The following is a 21,209-nucleotide window of genomic DNA, read 5'->3' on the forward strand; positions in this document are numbered from 1 at the left end:
TGGGTACATTTCTATTCCCACAAACTCCTTGTCAATGGAAACAAACACGTACCCACAGGGTAAATGGAAATAGAAACTGATAATTTCTAGCTATCACTTCTACTCATTCCAAAAATTTTCTCACTCTGATACTTACCCACCATAAAGCAAAAAGCCTTGCAATCAAGGCTTTCATTATCCCTTTCGTTCAAAGGTTTCTAAGCTTTTACGAGCAGAGCGACACACTCAGCGGTTCGCTATCTCCGTTCTGTCTGCGTGCTAGCACTTGTCAATCACGGACAGCTATCGCATGGGCGGAAGTAAATGCTAATCTTCGTCGTTTTACTCCTTGACTAGCAAACTTACCGCCTCAACATGTGGTGAGAGAAATTTCTATACTATAACACGATACAGAATAGTCAGAGTTTGAAATTATATTATGGAAGGATTCCACTCAAAGACAGCCATCCATAGTAAGGATAATTTGTGTGTGTTTGAAACCTGTATTTTTACTACTACATTCCATAACAATGTAGAAATCATCATCTTCCTCTGCTTTTACAACTATTCCCATTGAATATGGAGTTTTCCAAAGAGGTTCTCTTCCATAAAACTTTGCTACAAATTCATTTGTTGGATTTGGTGTTTCTGTACTAAAACCATTCTCAAATAGCCAAGCATGCCAATTTTTAAATGCTGGTGGAAAACCAAACATATAAATTGCTTGCATTGTAGATATTGCAAATTCCATTTCATCTTCCAAATTGATAACATACTTCTCCGTAGGATTTAGTCTATATCCATCTATAGTTTTTTCTGATTTCATACCACTATTAAGTTTAAGCTTTTTCATGATTATGCTCCTTTATTCATCTTTTGATTCTGGTCTTGCTTTGGTGTATGGTCTAGTTTCAGATATAAATTGCTCTACCTCTAAGAACGATTTTCCCAATTCATTCAAACTGAGAATCAACATATATTCTGCAACTTCACCAGAATGATCAATAGATCGTATAGGGGGTAATTTTTTGCGAAATTGCTCAAATGTATCTCCTACTTCTATCCATTCATCTATCTCACTATCATACCAACAATGAAGTTGTTTCCATAATTCATAATCACTTTCTTCAAGAAATTCTTCATCAACAGAAAAATATGCCCATGGAAATAATCGAGGAAAAACATCGGTATACGGTGTAAACGGAAACCAATAAGGATAGGCATACTCTTTAGTTTCTTGACCATCATTAACAATTAACTTAGTATCACCTTTACCACTAGACTTATTAACCCACTCTGTTGAATGTAGTTTAACTTCACCTCCAGTTTGTATAATTTCCATAAATTTTTTCTGAGATAGCAGAAAGTTATAATTTTGAATATGTTGCGGTAAATTCGTATAGGAAAGAAGGTGGTTATTTGATTGTTTATCCAAAAAAACTTGATTTATAGGAACTTTCACATAATATCCTTTGCCTCCTCCCTCTTTAGTTTTTTTAATTGTTTTAGGAGTTAACTCTTGCCAAATACACATACCATCATCAGGATTAAACAGAACAATTATACACGGAAGAGAATTCATCGTCCAATAATTATATTGTCTCTCATTTATGTTCCTAAAAATAATGCAGTTATCTTTTTTCTCCCTAAACCAACTTGGTCCTGACTTGATTTGTAATGCAAGGTGTTGTCTTGGTTTGCCATCTACAACAAATTCCATATGAGCATCTATACCTATATCATTAACTGGCTGCTCTCTAAACATCCAACTATTTCTTTCTGCAATAACTCCACATTGATGTATGCCAATCCTCTCAGTGCTACTAGCCATATCAATATCTACCTCCCTATATAACTAAATATACTAACAATTGATGTAATTCAAGGGAGCCTCAGTACAATTTGCAACAGCTAGTTGCCAGGCCTGATTAAAATCTCCACTACTTTAAATCACTTTATAGAAATGTTCCGAAAACTCATATGCTATGCTCGATTAAACTTTCCCTCTATGAAAAATAGAAAAGTTTGAATTTTGTAAACGTGAATACAATGCGAACTCTAAAGTTGAATAACAGTTACGAAATGAATAATAAAATCTATGGTTAGAAATCCAATTACTAAATTTTATAAAAGTCATGTTTGAATCTACAAAAGAAAGTAATATCTCCCCATTAGGTTTCGTATATGTATGGTCCGCTAAATGGATAATATTCAGTACAGGAAATCTATCCAAAATTGTTCTAAATACATCAGTAGAACATCCATGAATAGGAAAAACTATTACATTCGGATCATTCGCAAATAAATCACAGATGTTTTGAATTTCTTCATTTGCTTTGATATTATCTTCTTATAAGTCTATCAAACTCATCGCCAATCCAAGTATCTCTAATATTATATATTCTATCACAAAAATGCAAAAAAAGGCTATAACCACAATAGTTGCCCACTATCATCATAACCTTTTGTCTACTCTATAAATCTACCTCAGTTCCCTCTAAGAATCTGACAGTTATCTGCCCATCCTCTGCAATTATAATATTATCCAATACTTGACACATCTCATGAGAATCAAATTCCCACAAGGGCTTGTTTATCATTTCTGCCAACTTCAAACTATAGTGCTTTTCTAGCGGACGATTTTCTTCTAAAACTTTGTTCCACTTTCCGTGCAACAAGTCAACATTCTTACTTAGTTGTTCTACAGCCATTACTACGGCTTTCTCAAGCATTTCTTCATCGATATGATTGTTTAAACATCCAATCTTGCCTTTAATCCTATATCGATTATTACACTGCCATACCTTCCGTTTACCACGACTTGTAGTCCAATTCTTCCTACCAAATGCTGAACCACATTCGGCGCAAAATACTTTTGTTGTAAAGGGATTGTTTTCTTTCTGCATGATATAAAATTGGAGCTTATGTTGTTCTCTAAATTTCTTTCTTCTTGCTATTTCTAACTGAACAATCTCCCACTTCTCTCTATCTAAGATTGGTTCATGATTGTTCTCGATATAGTATTGATTAACTTGTCCATCATTATCAATTCTTTTCTTCGTCAGGAAATCAACGGTATAGGTTTTCTGAAGCAAAGCATCACCCTTGTATTTTTCATTTTGAAGCATTTTCCATATAGCACTTGGGCACCACTTTGCTTTACCTGTGCAACCTGGTATTTCCTGTTCTCTTAACTCTTTGGAAATAAATTCTGGACTGTATCCTTCTAGAAATCTATCAAATATATACCTTACGACATTAGCTTGTTCATGGTTTATAATGAGATTTCCTTTTTCATCTTTGTCATATCCCATAAAGTTTGTAGTGTTTAGCTGAACTACACCACGCTCAAATTTCTTACGAATTCCCCAAGTTGAATTTTCTGAAATAGATCTCGATTCATCCTGTGCGAGTGAGGATAAAATGGTAAGTAGTACTTCACCTTTTGAATCTAGGCTATCAATATTCTCTTTTTCAAACGTTACTCCGATGCCTAGTTCTTTCAGTTCTCTTACATATTTGATGCAGTCCAATGTATTTCTGGCAAATCTACTAATAGATTTAACTAAAATTCTATCCACCTTACCATCTCTACAATCTTGTATTAGTCGGTTAAAAGCATCACGTTTTTTTGTATTAGTTGCTGAAATGCCTTCATCTGCATAGATGTCTACTAACTCATAATCTTCATGTTTTAAGATGTATTCACGGTAATAATTGACCTGATTCTCATAACTTGATAGCTGCTCGTCTTGGTCTGTAGACACTCGACAATAAGCGGCTACTCTGATTTTTTTCTGAATTTGAGATATGACTGTTTGATGTACCTTTTTGGCCGGTATAACTGTAATATTTTTCTCCATCTTCAATCCTTTCTAACACAATTACTGGTGAACTTAGTTTCCAATCTTCAATATCCCTTTCAGGGACTCTCATACCTTTACAGGAATTTTTTCCTTCTTTGATATATTTGGAACAACACCAAACAATCTTTTTCTTATAAGATACCTGTCTTTTTAATGTTGAACCACAATATTGGCATTTTAACATTCTAGAAAATTTATAGGTTTTATTTGTACCTTGGATCCGAGAACGGCTTTTCATTTTTACCTGAACCTTTTCCCATATTTCCTTAGATACAATTCCTTCATGATTATCTTCAATATAGTATTGTTCAACCTGCCCTTGATTTAATTTCTTTGGACCGTTTACACCGTCATGAAAGTATTTTTGAAGTAGTAAAGAGCCTTTGTATTTTTCGTTTTTTAAGATATTACGAATTGTACTGTCATACCATTTCTTTCCTGTTACAGTTGAAACCTTGCCCTCATTAAGTTTTTTAGCAATCCTATGTGTACCCATTCCTTCCAAATAACTATAAAAGATGGTTCTTACTATTTACGCTTCTGCTTTGTTTATAACAAGTTCACCTTTTTCGTTTAAATCATACCCTAAAAACCGTTTAGCATTAATGAGTAATTCTCCTTTCTGGAACTTTCTACGAAAACTCCATCGTTGGTTTCCGCTCATGCTTTGTAACTCTTCCTCAGCCAAACTTGTTAACACAGTCAAGACAACCTCACCTTCATTTGATAAAGTGTGGATATTCTGCTCTTCAAAAAAGATATCAATACCAAGAGTTTTTAATTCTCGACTTATTTCAAGAACATTGATGAGATCTCTTGCAAACCTTGATATTGACTTAGTATGGATAACATCAATTTGTCCTTTTCTACAAGCACCTAACATAGTTTGAAAATCAGGTCTATCATACTTTGAACCCGAAATCCCTTTGTCACAAAAAACACCCAAAAACTCAACATCATCACGTTCAGCATACAACTTTTCAAAATAGACTTTTTGATTCTCTAGCGAATCAAGTTGACTTCCGTTGGTTGTAGAAACTCGAACATATGCACAAATTCTCTTTTTTCTTTTGTTATTCTTTGCTTCAATTTTTCTTATATTCATTTTTCCTCCTACAAGAAGTTTTTACACACTATATATCCCTCTAAACACTATATTAGTCAAGTAATCAGCAACCCTGTTCTTTAATAAAATGTCTATATATCCCTCTTACCTTAATAGGTAATTTCAAGATAGTTTTTTCCGGTTTTAAGAAAAAAATCAAAAAGAAAAAGCCTGATGTATTTCACCAGGCTTAGATTTTTTATTTGAAATTTAATCGCAATATGTTATAATAAACGTAGAAAAAGAGCTGAGCGCCAACTCAGCTCCATGTAGAACCGTTAAAAAGACGGTGACTCTCTATTATCAGACTATAACTCGTCCAACAACTCGGTCAAAAGTGGGGACGGGTTATTTCTTTTTGTCATCGTCCTTGAAGATTTTATAGCACAAACCAATCAAAGCAATGGTAAAAGTACCAAAGCCAAAGATGGTTTGAACGACTTCAAATGAGCTCAAACACGCTCCTCCTTTCCGTCAGATTTTGATGAATTACCCATAGGCATCACCTCTCTTTCGGTATAAGGAGCCACCGTCTTCACTTTTCTACAATAGATATTATACCACATGAGCCACCAACTTCGGTGGTTTATTTTTTTAAAGATTTATTTTAATAGTAGCATTTGCAAACTCTTAATTAGTAGTAATCAAACCATCAGGTTCAATCGTAAATTCTGGTTTTACTGATAGCGAACCATCGGCCTTGAGATAATACCAGCCATTTCCTGATTTAATAAATTGCTTAGATTTCATATCTCCATCTTTTTCATCTAAGTAATACCAAGTTTCACGATATTTTACCCAACCTTTAGCCATTCTACCATCCGACTTAAAATAGTACCAACGATGATTGATATGCATCCAACCAATAACCATGGCACCACGCTTATCTAAATAAAACCAATCCTTGCCATCATTGAACCATTTATTGATGAAACAGTAGCCTCTATTATCAAAGTAGAACCATTCTCCTTTGATATTTTTCCATTGAGATTTTGGATAAGAGCCATCTGCTTCTTCCCACCACCAACCAACTTCGTTTCGTTTCCAGTTTCCTTCAGTTAGACCAGATTCAATATCTTTCTTAAACTGTTCTCTACTAATGCCCCATTTTGCAAGGTATGGATAGGGATCTACATGATCACTTCCATTATTTGGTTGGTTGTAAGTACAAAATTGATGAGTTTTAATCCCAGCAAGACTACTAGAATCTAGAGTTTTAGGGATTCCAGCCTCGTCAGCTAACTCACGTAATAGCTTGACATAAAGTCGATAATCTCTCATGAATTCTTCTTTAGATTCATGACTTTCTATTAGTTCAACTTGAGCGTAACCTTCAACATTCCATCCACCACCAACATCATAAGCACCTCGGTCTACTAACCAAGTTTGCATGATACGACCATTCCCTACCACATGGGAGAAAAATCCTGACTCAACTGGACGACGCAAATGGTAATCCGCTTCATTTTGTGCTGTTGAGTTAGGATTACCTGTAGAGTGAGCATGAACTTGTCGATAGGGTTGCTCACCGATTTGAGGAAGATTTGTTCGTAATCTACTTTTATCAACTTCCATGATTATCCTCCTTATCATCGTTAGACTTTCCTTCAGTTAGATGTTCAAAAGCTTTTAAAATTGGTTTAAAAAGTAGAATATTCCCTTTTACTTTTTGATAGTTCTCAATTAGTGATTGGAAAGTAAAAACTAGGTATCCGATATAAATCGAATACAGAAACATAAATCCAGTTTTTTCAGGCAACAAAACAGACATCGGAATCAATAACAGTAACATAAAAATCCCTAAGACTTTTCGAATTAATCCATTGATTCCAATTCTACTCTTATACTCAACATCAGGATTTACAATTGCAGCAAATGTGCCTGACGCAAAGTCTACAATTTCCATGATGACAATTAACGCTAACGCATACAAAATAAGCCCATCTTCTGTTTCGATGAGCTTTCTTAAAAAATTAAACAATTCAATATCCATTTTTAATACTCCCTATTGTTCTTTTTTATTTGACTCAATTTCAGCTAAAACAGCATCTTCTAATTCATATCGTTTATCTCGGAACAATTTTTCTTGCTTTCTCATTTCGAGACGATGCTCTGCATAGAGCTCTGAATGATAGAGAAACTCAGATACTGTAGAAACACCATGTTCATCAACATCAACAGTATACTGCTTAACTACTTCATCCCCAATTTTCAAATTTCCAACCAAACGTGTTGTTTTAGTAATTTCTAATGCCATTAACTTTCTCCTTTCTCTCTTTTAGTTTTTACTTCCTCAAATAAGTCTTTTAAGTCTGAGTCGTATTCTAATACATCTTTCATTAACTGCAATTCGCTTGCAACAACCAAATAAAGAGCCTCATTTTGTGATGCTTGGCCTTCGGTTTGTGCTAGTTTCTTAGTCAACGACTCCATTGCTAATTGATGGATTAAATCTGTGTTCATCTTCTAACATCTCCAATCGTTTATTTAATTTTCGAATATCAATTATTAACTCTTGAATCCCTTTTAAAGCGATATTCGTTAATCTTGTATTATCGAGGTTCAGCAAACCACCATTTTCATACACTAGTGATGAGTCAATTTGTTGAACATCTTGAGCGATGAGTCCAATTTTGGTATGAGCCTTTTGAATACGATTCCCTATTTTCTTCCAGTCATATTCTTTAAATTGAAATCTTTTGATAAAATCAAGTGCTTTATAGTTAGATAAGTCTATATTCTCTTTTAAGTTTTTATCAGAAAAATGTTGGTTAACAATTTGCCATAAGCTATAAGCATTTCCGTTATATGAGTAGTAAATATCATTTCCTGATCCACCAAAGTCTAGAGATACATTATTAGAATTCCAATAACTAATAGTTCCTGTAGTTGAGCCATTAATGCTGCTTTTGCCGTACTTTAACCAGCCAATTCCTTTTGCCTTAATGTATCCTTCGACCGTCAATAGAAAATCATCACTATCACTTGCAGTGTTTCCAGTAGTAAAATCTGAATCTTTGTAAATAAATAAGCCGTAAGGAACATTGTCCCCTCGGCCATAAGAACCTATAAATTGTACACCTAAACCATCTTTAGAATTAAACTGACGAGGAACATTAATCTGTAATCCACCGTTGATAGCGTCAAATGAACCATAAGCACCTAACTTAATTTTTGTTTCTCCAATTAATAATCCACCAGAAATTGTGGTTCCAGTTATTGTGCCACCCTGAATTCTATCACCACTTAGTAAGCCTGACTTTATTTGACTAGCATCAATCCTAACACTTTGTACACTATTGATAAAAGCATTCTTTGCAAACAGCTGTCGTAAATATGCTTCATTTGCAACTAACTTATTAAAAAACGCTTGATCCACGACAATTTTATCTGCAGTTACTGAATTCGATGCTAATACCATAGTAGTTACAGACCCAGATTCAAAGTTTGATGTCTTTAATTTATCAATCATTCCTGATTTAATGACTGCTCTATCAATTAAAGTATCCCCAGTGATATGAGTTGCCTTGCCAATAATTCGATTGATTCCATTTGCACCTAAATTAATCCCTGAAATTAAAGATCCAGCATTAGTTAAATTTTGAATCGAATAGGAACCTTGATGTTGCTGAACAAGACTTTCTGTTGCAATTTGTTGAAAGGATGTACTATCTACAAAGTTATTAGGTGGCTGACTACCTCGAACAATTGAAATTTGGCCAACTGCCACAGTTCCGTTCTTTTCTAGCCAAATATGAAGCCCAAAATCATCTGTTTTTGTCACGGTTTTATTTATCGTAAAAGTTCCTGTAAAAATTTGAGCTGCGCCCGTTCTAGTCGGACTGATGGTGAAACCTCCTATTGAGTTACCTGATTTGATTTCAAAACCAACTTTTCCATCAGGTAGTACATCTATCCATAAATTGACCCTATAAGAAAGTTTCTCACCAGCAACAAATTTTTGACTATGAAGAGGCATTTGGAAACCACGCCAACCATTTGTTGTCCTGCCACTTTGTGCAATTCTTAGCAACTTGTATTCATTAGTTCCAGTCATAACTAAATTCGAATTCGGTTCACGTTCTTTATATTTACTAAAATTGGTTGGATCGTATACTAAGTTTTGGTTATCAATTAAATCACTGACTCTTGTAATCAGTCCTTCGGATGTTTGTACAACCTGACTAATTGTTTTGCCCTGTTCACTAATAGTTCTTGTATGACTACCTAGAGTATCTTTTACTTCGTTAAAAGCCGTTACAGTTGTTAAATCTTCGATAGGTTTAGTCCAATAATTTGGAAAGATATCTCCAGTAGTAATCATTAAAGCTCTCCAATGAAACTTACCTGAACTTGCTCCATCAATACGAAATTGTAATTCAAAGTTTTTAAAGTTATTGAACATCTCATCTGTTACGATTCGAGAAACCTTAATAAGATGGTAGTTTGTACCAGTTTTTAATGTAGTAGACCAAGAGGTATGAAAGGGATTAGAATGAACACTCCATACAGCACTATTATCTGATTTTTTATAGCCTGGACCTTGTAAGATAATTCTAGGAGTAACAGTTGAATCTAATACAACATTATCGACAGAAATATAAACAAATAGATTGATTTTTGTCCCTGAATAAATGCCAGTCGAATCACCATAAGGAATTTTTCCTAATGTTTGAATCCAATTGAGTTTCGAGTTTATTTCTTTGTATGAAGTCCAACTATCACTGGAACCAGATGCTAAGTTTCGATGAGAAACACTAGTTGGTATTAAAGCTTTAGTTTCACTAATCGTCCGGGTGAAACTATTCGATGTTTCTCTAACTAAGTTTTGCACGCTAGAGTTCGTTACATAACCTCTATCTAAAATATTTTTATCAACATCTGATTTAGTTTGAAATCCTTTTAAATTTATCACGGATTCTACCTGACTACTGGTCAATCGTTTGGCTATTTCACCTGCTTGAATTTTAATTGTTGTTTCAGTACTAGCAAGTCGATTTGTCGTTTGATTAAAATCTGTTTGTGATACTTTAGTATTTATAGCATCTGCAGCAACTTGTAAATCAGCTTTAGTTTTAGATATTGCTAATGCGTTCTCTGATATTCTTTGGAGTGCTTCACTAGCTGTTTGTTTAATATTTTCTACATAGGTCTTTTCAGCTTTTAGATTTATTTTATCCTTGGCTTGTGATATTTCCGTTCGTTGTTGCTCTACGGTATTTTTGATAGCATCAAAGTCTGTCTTTGAAACTTTGTTAGTAATAACACCCGTAAGCTTATCAATTGAAGATTCTACTGTCGTAATTTGATTCAATAAGCTATTCTTGCTGAGTTCAACTAAACGGTTTGCTTCAGCAATAGCTTCTTTTTTATAATTTAAGGTATCTGTTAGTACTGTATTAGTAGTTTCTTTAACTTCTTTACTGACCTCTAAGGCATGATTAGCTAAATCTCTACTACTATTTGCTTTAGCCAATACATCGTTGTATCTATTTTCATTAAGTGATTCATTAGATAGAACTTTAGAACCAACATCAGCAATCTTTCCTTCAATCTCTTGACGAATACCATCTGCGTAAACTTCTGCACTAGCTTTGACTTTTTCAATATCATCTAGAATTGATTCTTTTTGTTTAGTGAATTCAGCATCAAATGCTGTGTTCGCATTTCTCAAAGCTTTTTCAATTGCGACTTCTTGTAATGTGAAACCAGAGTCTAAAATTTCATTTGCGACAGTTGAAATTGCACTATTTGAAGTTGAAGCACCTACCATTGGTTTATCATCAAAAGTAATCGAGATATATTCTTGTGTCAGTGCATCAAATTCATAAGCAACTGCCTTTTTGGGAATATCGATCCCATGTTTCAAACTCTTAATATTTACGGTATCCCCTAAATGTACAACCTGCCCATCGAGTTCATAGGCTTCAATCGTAATAGCATCCGATAACTTATCAATTCCTTCATTCTTAAACTTAGCCTCAGCCCACTTCCTTAACTCCTCAATGCTTTTAAGAGTATTATTTTCGTACTCTTTTTCATTGATATATGGATAGAAAGTGATTAGAGGACTATCGACAGTAATTTTAATTGTCTGGTCTTTATCTTTACCATCTGGTTTAAATGTTGATTTTGCATGAATACGAGTAATGATTGATTGAGTTGATTTGGTTCTCTTGTAAGACTTTAGATTCTTATGTGTTGTTATGACAACACCCCTATTTTCACCTCTATTCTTCTTGATTGTCAGAGCCAAATTGTCACGAATTAACTCCCCTTCCCAAGTTCCTATGATAGAATGGGCACCATCCATTAAGACAGCATAGAGTGTCTTTACTTCATTTGTATTGAAAGTACGGCGATCTGTAACATCACTCGTAAATGAAAAATCACCAAGATTGGTCTTAGTATTTTGAACCATTTGGGATAAGGCCATACCACAAGTAAGATTAAGAACACTAATTGGTTCGATAGACCGTTGCATAATATCATCTGAAATATGGTAGGCGGTTATATCCAAACTATCATCGTTTTCAATTGGCTTTTTAATACGAAATAACTGGAATCCTAAGACAGGCACAGGAGCCTTGATAAGCATATCCTCTTTTATTTGTTTATAGATACCAGAATCGGTAATTGGATAGCGAATAGATAAGGTGAAATCACCGTTCAGGGTTTCTTTTACAATAGCAGAGCTAGTTTCATGAAGAGGTAATCCATTCCACTTTGCAGTTCTAACATCTTTGTTCAACAAAAATAACATTTAGGCCCACCCCCAATTTGTTTCAAAGCTTAAAGAAGTAATACCTCTACCAAGAACAACGCCTACTTCTTTTTTAGCGCTTGGATCAATAGTGATAAAATCACCAGACCATTTGATGTACTTTTTGCTAACCGTTAGAAAACTTGGACTATTTGGTTCGTTTACCATCACAAGAGGTTCTGTAAGTTTTTCAATTTTAATAACCTGATCTCCAATCGTAAACTGAGTCTCAGTTGCCGAATTCCCCATTATCGTTATTTTGGGGAACGCTAGAGACGTCCCTTGAACTCTAAGTACACCGTTTGATGTCAAAGTTTGTCTATCCATTGATTTAAAAAACTTTGTAGGATGACAAATAAATGTAGCTTTCGTCGCATACACACCATCTCTCTCTTGTTTTACCTCAGTACATTTTACTCGGTAACACCAAAGACGTGTGGTTTTCATCCGTTCACTCTCAAGCCAAAACTGCTCCTTGATAAATAGACCCATAAATTGATGGAGTTGTTCTTCTGAGGGCTTAACAATGTAAATCGTATATGATTTTTCAATCAAATCTCGGTGCCGATTTGTTTGCGAAAGAGCCCCACTCATTCCTTTATGTTCTAATAAACTCGTCTTACTCTCCGCTAGGATAACAGAAGGCGATTCGTGGACAATCACCTTAAAAGGAAAACTAGAAGTTCCAATTCCATCTATGACTAACTCGTTTCTTTTAATCATATAGTGGCTCCTCTCAATTGTTTTTGACGTGCTAATTCTTCTGCAATTCGACTTGCTACTTCATTTGCTATTTTTTCAATATCTGCCTGTTCTCGGATAATATTTCCAGTAATCGAAATGTTAATGTCTGGCATTCTTAAATCCATCGTTCTTGCAATACCTCTTCCGATTGCCCCAAGAGTAGATTCATTTAAAGGGAGTACCGCTTCGTTTCCTGCTTCTCCTCCTACCATTAGGGAATTCCCTATTGTTCCGAAGGCAGTTGGTTTTGTTAAAATTCCCCCTTTTGCATACCACTCAATTCCGATTCTAGGAATTTGTCCCTTTAACCAATCCAGAGGGTTTGCAGATCCTGACACACTAAAATGAGGTAAAGGGATGTGTGGCCACTGAAATCTGAAATTAAAGAGATTTTTGATAGCAGTTATAGCAGTTGAAACTGCATTTTTGGCAGTGTTAATTGCATTTGAAATCGTATTTTTTACTCCATTCCAAACATTGGACACTGTACTTGAGATTCCATTTAGAATACCTGAAATAGTTGAACTGATACTATTCCAAATTGTACTGACAACGTTACTAATTTCTGATAAGAGATTACTAATTGTGTTCTTAATCCCATTCCAGGTGTTTGATATAAGTTGACTAATAGTACTTAGAACTAAGCTTACAATTGACTTGATGGATTCCCATACTGTTGAAATAACTGCCTTTATTGTTTCCCATGCACCAGACCAATCTCCTGTTATAACCTGCATGATTGCTTTAATAATGCCTAAGACAAGATTGATTGCCGTTTCAACTACTTGTTTGATGATTTCCCAAGCTGTGCTGATAATCAGTTTTATATTTTCCCATGCTGCCTGAATATAGGGTTCTAGAATTGACATAACGGTAGTTATGACTGTTGAGATTGCATTCCAAACTGTGGTTGCAGCTGCAAGAATTAAATCTTGATTGCCAGTCCACCATGAAGTTAGAGTCCCCCAAATGCTTAAAATAAAGTCTGATATTTCTTGAATGATAGTAGATATAAAAGAATATATAGCATTCCAAATATCCATTACTGCTGTTCTAAATCCCTCGTTATGTTCCCAAAGTTCTTTTATACCAACAATTAACAAAGCTAGAACAGCTACAATTCCTAATACTATAGCAATAACAGGTGCTACACTTGCTATTAAGCCACCAATTGTGGCACCCATTGCTAAGGCAGCTGCCTGAAGTGCTAAAAATATAGGGAGTAATAATCCTAATCCAGTAATCAGGCTACCTACAATAATGATAAATTGTTTTACTGGCGTTGATAAATTAGAGAACCACTCTGCAACTGAACGTAACAAATCAGCTAAAATCTCTAGTATCGGTGCAAAAGTGACAGCAATAGCATCCCCAACTTCAGCTAATGCTAACTTCGCTTCATTTTGAGCAGTTGTAAACTTATCAATTGGATCTAGTGTCGCTTCATAAGTTGAGCCGACTGTTCCTGATGCTTTCTTTGCTGTTTCAGCTAAGTCATCAAAAGATAAAGCACCACGATTAATGGCATCCACCATTCGTGGAGCACCCTTAGTTCCAAATATATCTGAAGCGAGAGTTAACTTTTCAGTTTCGCTAGTTGAATTTTTAATTTTTTCGATGGTTTCAGATAAACCTTGCTGCAAAGTCTTTCCTGATGCCGCATACTTCACAGATGCTTTTGATAAGGATGATAAAGAGGCTGATGAATCCACACCAGCCTTTTCAAATTTCCCCATTAAAGCAACACCCTCATCAAATGAAAGTCCTAATGCCTTAATTTGTGGTGCTCCAGAAACAACCTTATCCATCAAATCTTGCACTCCCACCCCAGTAGCTTGACTGGTAAAGGTGACAGAATCAAGAACACTAGACAAATCCGTTGCCTGTAAGCCATATGCTTCTATAGCTTTCTTAGCTGAAATAGCTGATGAGGTGACATCACTCCCATTTATGGATGCGAATTGGATGAGATAACTTGAAGCTGATTTTAAACTATCACCGGTTAAACCAAATTGTGTGTTCAACTCACCAACTGCACTTCCAGCAGTATTAAAGTCTGTCGGAATTTCTGTAGCAAGGTTCTTTGCGATAGTTGTCATTTCTTCTAAAGCTTGGCCAGAAACACCAGTTTTGGTGACAATGATATCCATCCCTTCATCAACTTCGTTAAAAGCTTCAAGCGACTGTTTCCCAAAATCAATCAATTTTTGTGATAATTCTGCTAAACGATCACTGAATTCCATTAGGATATCTGCCTTTAAGAGATGATTGATTTCTGATAGATTATCCTTCGCACTTGTTGAACTAGTGCCCATCTCTTCCATCTCATTTTGAAGATGATTATAGGCCGTTTTGGTATCATTTAGAGTCTGTTCCAGTTTATTGGCTTCAATCGAATTTTCGCCATACTGAGATTTTGTTAGTTCTAGCTGTTTCTCTAAATTCTGAATCTGTTTTTCTAGTAAAGAGGAACTTTCATTTACTTTTTTCTGAGCTAAAGCTAGCTTTTCAGATTCACTAGCACTTGAAGAAAGTTCACTTTCTTGTAATTTAAATTGACTCGTTAATTTCTCACTCTCAGAAGCTAGACGAGCTTGTTCTTGTTTCAAGCTATCCCATTGACTTTTAGTAGTACCTATTCGATTTCCATTTTCCGATAAGGCTTGATTGACACCCTCTAGTTTGCTTTCATAACTTTTCAGTACTGTCTGAGTAGTTTCTACTTCCCTTTGAAAGGCTCGATATTGTTCCGCCCCGATATTACCTGACTTAAATTGAGCTTCAACTTGTGCTTGTGCCTGCCTTAAGGTAGCTAATTTTTCTTTAGTGGTTTCAACTTGTTTAGCAAGCACTTCTTGTTTTTGAGTAAGGAGTGTGACATTTCCTGTATCAAACTTAAGCGCCTTATCAATTTGTTTCAATTCTTTAGTTGATTCAGTTGCTTGTTTATTTACCCCTTTTAAGGCATTTTGCAAAGGTTGTGTGTCACCACCAATTTCTATTGTGATACCTTTTATATTTCCAGCCATGTTCACATCTCCTTTCTATTAAAAATTATCAAAATCACTTTGATTCGCTTTTCTTGTGTTGCTTGTTTCATTTGTCCGCAAGTTTACATAATCAGTTTGATAATCAAGAGCCATCCCAATTGAAATATGTTTTAAGTCGTCTATGGATAAGCCAGTTTCCTTACAACAAAATAGATAGCTTTCTACCGTAAAGATTTCTTCACTTGCTGTTTTTGTTTGATCTGCTTTTTTCTTGTATTCATTCCTTGGTTAAGCATGTTCATTAAGATAGTTGCTACTTCTTGAACTGGAAACTCCTCCATCTCCATAAAGAATTCTTTGAATGGTTTAATTTTGGGATTAGCAGATTTAGCAAACACCCAAAAAATTCTGTGAAAAAAAGTCATATCAAAATTGGTCAGGATGGATAGATCAATATCACCAGTTTCGAGTTTTTCTTCCTCATTTAGGTGCTCAATCTTATCAAGAATTGACTGCGTACTCACCATTGAAAACAAGTCTTGAAAATAATCTTTACCAAACTGTTCTTTATAGGCAATCGGTGTATAGGCATTAGTAGCCAATTCATAGGTCTTTCCTGAAATTGTAATACTATCTCTCATCTGTAACTCCTTTATTCACGAGGTTCAAAGACTTCCTTGAACCAATTCTGACGAATCTCATCACTTGTTTCTTCTGTCGTTTTGCGACGAACCACCTTATCAAGTGGACGGGGACTTGCCGTAAAGTTTAGCTCAACCTCATTAATATCTGAACCAGACTTTGTTTTTGATCCCATTGATGGACGTGATGCGTAACAGTAATACAAAACATGAAGCGTTTCTTTCTTATCTCCTTCAAAACGAAACATCAGAGCAAAATTCTTCTTTTCAGCATTTGCGATTTCAGAAATTGTTTTAGTTGTTGGATCTAATTTTTCTCCTAAGACACGAGTTAAAAATTCTTGAGTTAATAAGGCGAGCTTCAATGTTCCCTCATAACCATCATTTGATTCCGAAGTATAAAAGTTGATATTATCTGCCTTGTATGAACCTTTGTCACCAGTCGGTTCCAAGGTTAGTTCTGCTGCACCTCGTAATCGTTCAACCGTTCCATAAGTCAATGCGCCATTTGAAGCTTCAGTTGTAACTTCTGCCCAATGGACATCTTGTAGTCCGAATGTAACTTTATTTTTTTCAGTCATAACTATCCTCCGTTTAATGAAATGTAATATGTAATTTGATAGAGTTTTTCAGTTGAGATATAAGTCTCTACTTTGTCAAAAAAAATTGAATGACTATCAAATAAGTCATCCATCTTGGTTTCGATTTCTAAGTCCTTCTTTAAGGTATAGAGTTCCACTTGAAGATTAAGAGTCTTATGATAGCTCCAATTATCAGCTCCAGCATTTTCAGACTCCTTAACAAGATATACAATAAATGGCGGAACTGGACTTCTTCCTTCTTCAAAATGATGATAAGCTACTGGCAACTTTGTTTTTGTTAAAATGTAATAGAAATCTTTTAATATCATTAAATCCTCACAATCTTTGTCTCAGCTTATCTTCAAGTGACTTAACAGCAGTTTTTTCAACGATTTCAATATGTTTTTGCCCTTCTACTCGACCACCATTTTGTTTAGCGTGACCATTTTCTAGGAGATGAGTTAATCCTGGTGTTCGGTTGTGAATAGTCTTTATTAAGCCTGTAGGACTGTCACTTGTGGACTTGCTTTTCCAACCTCGTGCATACTTACCAGTTTTTCGTGGAGATAAGAGTTTTAAGGTATCTACAGCACTGTCTGTTACTTCTTCCACTACCTCTCGCATTGTAGATGTCGTCTCTTTAATGTAATCCCCCAACTCTTGATCAATTACTTTTTCCAACTCATCCATTCCTATTCTGTTCATAGTCATTCTCCTTAGTTGCTACAATATAAATCAATTGCCTAGGAACGCTATCACCATCAATTGAATCTATCGTAAAGTAGGCGTCTCTGTACTTTATCCTAGTTTTTAATGAACTTAGATTTAGTACCGCTTTGTCGTACCTTAGTGTAAATTGAATTTTGTTATAAAGGAGTTTAGACACACTCCCCTCATTTTCTGTTAAGGTCAATGGCCGACTAGAACACCATCTTTGGAAAATGGTGTTCCAAACTGAAGATTCATTTCCAATTTCATCAACCACAATTTTACGCACTTCAAATGTAAGACGGTCACGTAACGGAGCAATTTTCATCAAAAGATATCCTTCCTATCAGCTAATAGTAAGTGATATAACATTTGTTTTAACTCTTTATAATTAGCTGTTTCACGGTGTTCATAAAGATAGGCAACCCCATATAGGATTGCCATTCTTAGAACCTCACTGTAAGTATTCTGCCTTAATGTTTCTTCACAGAGTTTTTTACTTGTATCAATCAATTGCTTAATCAAGTCATCTTCATCTGTGTTTTCTACCTTAAGGTAAAGTTTTGCTTCTTCTAGACTTATCATGATTATTTTGCTTTCACAGTTAAAATTTTCACCGCTTCTGGTAACACTAATTTCCCATCAACACGTTGAGATGCAAGAAAACCAATTTGACCATTATTAGCATAAAGTTCATTAAGACGTTTAAAAGTACGTCCTTGGCGATCTGCAATCCAGTAATAAGAGAAATCACCAAATGCAATAGCTTTATTCCCCTGTTCAGGTAGAGGTGCAAAGGTAGATGTATAGTATGGACGGTTAAGAATTAAATCTGGTTGTCCAGCTTGTGTAGACGGTTGCCAAATGTAATTTCCGTTATTGTCTTTCAGTTTACGAATTGCTTTAACAGTTGTATCATGAAGAATCCACACTGCATTTTTTCGATAAGGAGCAGGAAGTGAATGATACAATTCAATCATGTCATCAAACGTAATGTCTTTAGTCGTCGTTGTAGGACCAGTAACATTTGCTTGCGTAAAGATTCCTGTTGGTTTCTTTGAGCCATCTCCAATAAGGAATGATTTCTCTTCTTCTGTACCAATACGTCGTGCAAACTCACTAGTCATATAGGATTCTAAATCAAATACTGAGTCATTTAACAATTCTTCTGAGATTCGAATAGCTGTTCCAATCTTATGCGAATCAAGTGTTACTTGACCAAATGTCTCATCAGTTTCAGGATAAAGTCCATTTTCATCCATCCACGACGCAGTTCCATGCCCTGTAACAACTGGAATCTTCCGCTCTCCACTTGATGTTTTAATGACGGTTGCTAGACTCCGGAAGAAATTCTCTTCTTGAAGACCTTGAACTAGTTTTTTCTCATACTCATCAGGTACTAAATGGCCACCCTCTGTATCTTCTCCAACACGAAGGACGTCCTTAACATCAAAGAAGTTACGCTTACGGACATTCGTCCAAAATGTTTTGGAATAGACATCAGACTTGGTTCCCTTCTTCTCATCTTCTACCTCACTATCTTTTAAGACAGTGGTAGGCTGTCTTGTCAAAGCCTGAGAAGTTGGTTGAGCAAGTTCTAGATCAATCTTTTCTTGTCGTTCTATGCGAGCGATTTCTTGATTATAGCGATTGATTTTACTTTCCATTTCATCATAGCGTTTAGAATCCTCTTCTGAAACTAAACCATCATCAGTTCGCACTGAGTCTAGGAAAGTTTTTGCTTGCTCCCAAGCTTGATTTCGTTTTTCTTTTAATTCAAGTAATTTAGACATAGGTTAATTTTCCTTTCATTATTTCAATAAATCTAATCGTTTTCTTAACTGATTAAGGGGAGTCGTTGATAAAGGTTTGTAGCTATCAATTTTGGCTTGAAGTTTAACAACAAGGTTATGATCTGCAGTGGCTCTACTAAATGAATAACTACTAAGTTCTAGCTCTTCTTTAGGTTCATCTTTACCGAATAAAATCTTGTCCGCAAAGCCAAGTTCAACTGCTTTTCTCGCATTAAACCATGATTCAGAATCCATTAAATGTGAGATTTTTGCCCTAGATAATCCTGTTCTTAACTCATAGGCATTCACAATGGACTCTTTGATTTCCCCCAACATTTCAATAATCTTTTCCATATCCTTTGCTTCACCTTGTGCAATCGTCCATGGATTGTGAATCATCATCATTGCAACAGGACTCATGGATACTGTTGTTCCAGCCATGGCAATGACACTGGCAGCACTTGCTGCAAGACCATCAATAATGACATGTACATTTCCCTCGTAATCCATCAGCATGTTATAGATTTGTGCTGCGGCAAAAACATCACCCCCTGGACTATTAATCCAGAGGGTGATATCACCTTTTCCTGCATTTAAATCATTTTTAAAGAGTTGTGGAGTAACTTCATCTCCAAACCATGTTTCATCAGCAATCTGTCCTTCAATACGAAGAGTGCGAATATTCCCTTCGTCTGAAAAACTCCAAAATTTACGCATCTTCTTCCTCCTTTGGTTTTTCTTGAGGTTGTTCAATTGCCTGTTTTGTCATAAAACCACCAGCATCTTTTAATTTAGTCATATTTCCGTTAATCAAATAAAGGTTTCCTCCTTCTTCATCTGTTAAAAGATTTAAATCTTCAAGTTCTCGAATATCATTTGTAGATAGCCAGCCATTCTGTCTTGCAATGGCATACCCACTCATACGACTTTGATAATCTCCACGTAATAAACCATCTACATTGAACTTAACAAAGTACTTCTTCTTTTCTTCAGGCAAAAAAAGAGACCTCTTGAAGACCTGTTCTAAACGAACTACCCAAGGGTCTAATGTGTATTTAACAAACTCTAGTGATTGTTGCTCGATATTTGAAAATGAAGATTTTTCTAAATCACCAATCATATGTGGTGGTATCCTATACAAACGTGCAATCTCATTGATTTGAAACTTCCTAGTCTGTAAGAATTGCGCTTCTTCAGGTGGAATACCTATTTGAGTGTACTTCATCCCTTCTTCTAGAACTGCAACTTTATGTGCATTTGTGACACCGTTATAAACCGCATTCCAAGAATCACGTACTCTTTTTGGATCCTTCAAAATCCCTGGATGTTCCAATACACCACCAGGATTTGCACCATTTTTAAAGAATGATGCTCCGTAATTCTCTGTAGCCAAGGTCATTCCAATTGCGTTCTTTGCTAATGCGATGGGAGAATAACCAATCAATCCATCAAAACCAAGACCTGGAATGTGAAGGACATCTTCTTGTTTTAAAATAACACTGCCTTTATCCTTGAAATTTGGATTTTCTTCGGTCTGACGTTGATATTTGTAGTAAAGTTTCCCATTTTCATCACGGTGTACTGACATTTTATCTGGTAATAAGGGATACAAACTGATAACCTGACCGCTCTTATCCCTTATGATTTGAATATAGGCATTTCCCCATATCAAAAGATGAGTCATCAAAGTTTCACGAAAGACAAAAGAAGACATCTCTGGATTTGGTTCATCGTGAAGCAAGAAATAAAGAGGGTGTTCAAATTTTTTCTCCCTCCCATTAGATGTTCTTTCATAAATGTGAATGGGTAGAGAGGCGACAGCTTCAGCTAATATTCTCACACAAGCATAAACAGCTGTAGTCTGCATCGCTTTAAATTCATCTACATTTTCGCCACTGGAAGTTCGTCCAAAAAGATAAGAAAAGTCCTGTCCCTCATAACTATTATGCGGTTTATCTCGTGATCTTTTTTTTCCAATAAAATCTAAAAATCCCATCTAATCCTCCATTTTTGAGTACAATAAAAGCACCTCATTTGTG

General features: G+C 35.4%; 20 protein-coding genes and 1 pseudogene. All 21 read right to left on the reverse strand.

The window, feature by feature from the left end; all coding sequences use genetic code 11:
• Positions 1 to 433: 433 nt before the first annotated feature.
• Positions 434 to 832: a hypothetical protein gene (locus CJ239_RS05195; RefSeq protein ID WP_102210767.1), complete on the reverse strand. Its 399-nt coding sequence runs from the start codon at positions 830 to 832 to the stop codon at positions 434 to 436.
• A gap of 12 nt (positions 833 to 844) precedes the next feature.
• Positions 845 to 1,810, reverse strand: a complete 966-nt coding sequence (locus CJ239_RS05200; protein ID WP_102210768.1) for a DUF4365 domain-containing protein — start codon at positions 1,808 to 1,810, stop codon at positions 845 to 847.
• A 643-nt stretch (positions 1,811 to 2,453) separates the two neighbouring features.
• Complete coding sequence (locus CJ239_RS05205) at positions 2,454 to 3,746, reverse strand: recombinase family protein (RefSeq protein ID WP_257994459.1); 1,293 nt, start codon at positions 3,744 to 3,746, stop codon at positions 2,454 to 2,456.
• A pseudogene (locus CJ239_RS11720) lies at positions 3,709 to 4,950 on the reverse strand (recombinase family protein). Before CJ239_RS11720 ends, CJ239_RS05205 begins: the two are co-directional and overlap by 38 nt.
• A gap of 348 nt (positions 4,951 to 5,298) precedes the next feature.
• Positions 5,299 to 5,406, reverse strand: coding sequence for a putative holin-like toxin (locus CJ239_RS05220; RefSeq protein WP_080980497.1), 108 nt, complete (start codon positions 5,404 to 5,406; stop codon positions 5,299 to 5,301).
• Between the two features lie 174 nt (positions 5,407 to 5,580).
• On the reverse strand, positions 5,581 to 6,525 hold the full coding sequence (locus CJ239_RS05225) for an N-acetylmuramoyl-L-alanine amidase family protein (RefSeq protein ID WP_102210771.1): 945 nt from the start codon (positions 6,523 to 6,525) through the stop codon (positions 5,581 to 5,583).
• Positions 6,515 to 6,943 (reverse strand): phage holin family protein, encoded by a 429-nt coding sequence (locus tag CJ239_RS05230; RefSeq protein WP_045616014.1) that lies wholly within the window; start codon positions 6,941 to 6,943, stop codon positions 6,515 to 6,517. Before CJ239_RS05230 ends, CJ239_RS05225 begins: the two co-directional genes overlap by 11 nt.
• Before the next feature lie 12 nt (positions 6,944 to 6,955).
• On the reverse strand, positions 6,956 to 7,207 hold the full coding sequence (locus CJ239_RS05235) for a hypothetical protein (RefSeq protein ID WP_102210772.1): 252 nt from the start codon (positions 7,205 to 7,207) through the stop codon (positions 6,956 to 6,958).
• Positions 7,207 to 7,413 (reverse strand): hypothetical protein, encoded by a 207-nt coding sequence (locus CJ239_RS05240; protein WP_102210773.1) that lies wholly within the window; start codon positions 7,411 to 7,413, stop codon positions 7,207 to 7,209. Before CJ239_RS05240 ends, CJ239_RS05235 begins: the two co-directional genes overlap by 1 nt.
• A complete protein-coding gene (locus CJ239_RS12135; protein WP_257994447.1) occupies positions 7,367 to 11,713 on the reverse strand; it encodes a phage tail spike protein in 4,347 nt (1,448 codons plus the stop codon). Before CJ239_RS12135 ends, CJ239_RS05240 begins: the two co-directional genes overlap by 47 nt.
• Positions 11,714 to 12,436, reverse strand: coding sequence for a phage tail protein (locus tag CJ239_RS05255; protein WP_102210774.1), 723 nt, complete (start codon positions 12,434 to 12,436; stop codon positions 11,714 to 11,716).
• The gene (locus tag CJ239_RS05260) at positions 12,433 to 15,486 is read right to left on the reverse strand and encodes a phage tail tape measure protein (protein ID WP_102210775.1); all 3,054 of its coding nucleotides are present in this window, start codon (positions 15,484 to 15,486) and stop codon (positions 12,433 to 12,435) included. Before CJ239_RS05260 ends, CJ239_RS05255 begins: the two co-directional genes overlap by 4 nt.
• A 182-nt stretch (positions 15,487 to 15,668) precedes the next feature.
• Complete coding sequence (locus CJ239_RS05265; protein WP_102210776.1) at positions 15,669 to 16,088, reverse strand: hypothetical protein; 420 nt, start codon at positions 16,086 to 16,088, stop codon at positions 15,669 to 15,671.
• A gap of 11 nt (positions 16,089 to 16,099) precedes the next feature.
• Positions 16,100 to 16,669, reverse strand: coding sequence for a major tail protein (locus CJ239_RS05270; protein WP_045616007.1), 570 nt, complete (start codon positions 16,667 to 16,669; stop codon positions 16,100 to 16,102).
• Between the two features lie 2 nt (positions 16,670 to 16,671).
• Positions 16,672 to 16,998: a hypothetical protein gene (locus tag CJ239_RS05275; protein ID WP_102210777.1), complete on the reverse strand. Its 327-nt coding sequence runs from the start codon at positions 16,996 to 16,998 to the stop codon at positions 16,672 to 16,674.
• A gap of 7 nt (positions 16,999 to 17,005) precedes the next feature.
• Entirely contained in the window at positions 17,006 to 17,374 is a 369-nt protein-coding gene (locus CJ239_RS05280) for an HK97 gp10 family phage protein (protein ID WP_102210778.1), read from the reverse strand.
• Positions 17,352 to 17,705 carry a head-tail adaptor protein gene (locus CJ239_RS05285; protein WP_102210779.1) on the reverse strand — a complete coding sequence of 118 codons (354 nt, stop codon included), beginning with the start codon at positions 17,703 to 17,705 and terminating at the stop codon, positions 17,352 to 17,354. Before CJ239_RS05285 ends, CJ239_RS05280 begins: the two co-directional genes overlap by 23 nt.
• Positions 17,705 to 17,962, reverse strand: coding sequence for a head-tail connector protein (locus CJ239_RS05290; protein WP_000624227.1), 258 nt, complete (start codon positions 17,960 to 17,962; stop codon positions 17,705 to 17,707). The genes CJ239_RS05285 and CJ239_RS05290 overlap by 1 nt, the downstream gene beginning before the upstream one ends.
• Positions 17,963 to 17,964: 2 nt before the next feature.
• The gene (locus CJ239_RS05295; RefSeq protein ID WP_102210780.1) at positions 17,965 to 19,170 is read right to left on the reverse strand and encodes a phage major capsid protein; all 1,206 of its coding nucleotides are present in this window, start codon (positions 19,168 to 19,170) and stop codon (positions 17,965 to 17,967) included.
• A gap of 18 nt (positions 19,171 to 19,188) precedes the next feature.
• Positions 19,189 to 19,887, reverse strand: coding sequence for a head maturation protease, ClpP-related (locus CJ239_RS05300; protein WP_102210781.1), 699 nt, complete (start codon positions 19,885 to 19,887; stop codon positions 19,189 to 19,191).
• Positions 19,880 to 21,166, reverse strand: a complete 1,287-nt coding sequence (locus tag CJ239_RS05305) for a phage portal protein (RefSeq protein WP_102210782.1) — start codon at positions 21,164 to 21,166, stop codon at positions 19,880 to 19,882. The genes CJ239_RS05300 and CJ239_RS05305 overlap by 8 nt, the downstream gene beginning before the upstream one ends.
• Between the last annotated feature and the right edge of the window lie 43 nt (positions 21,167 to 21,209).

It is taken from the genome of Streptococcus sp. UMB0029 (assembly GCF_002871495.1).
In the GTDB taxonomy this organism is placed as follows: Bacteria; Bacillota; Bacilli; order Lactobacillales; family Streptococcaceae; genus Streptococcus.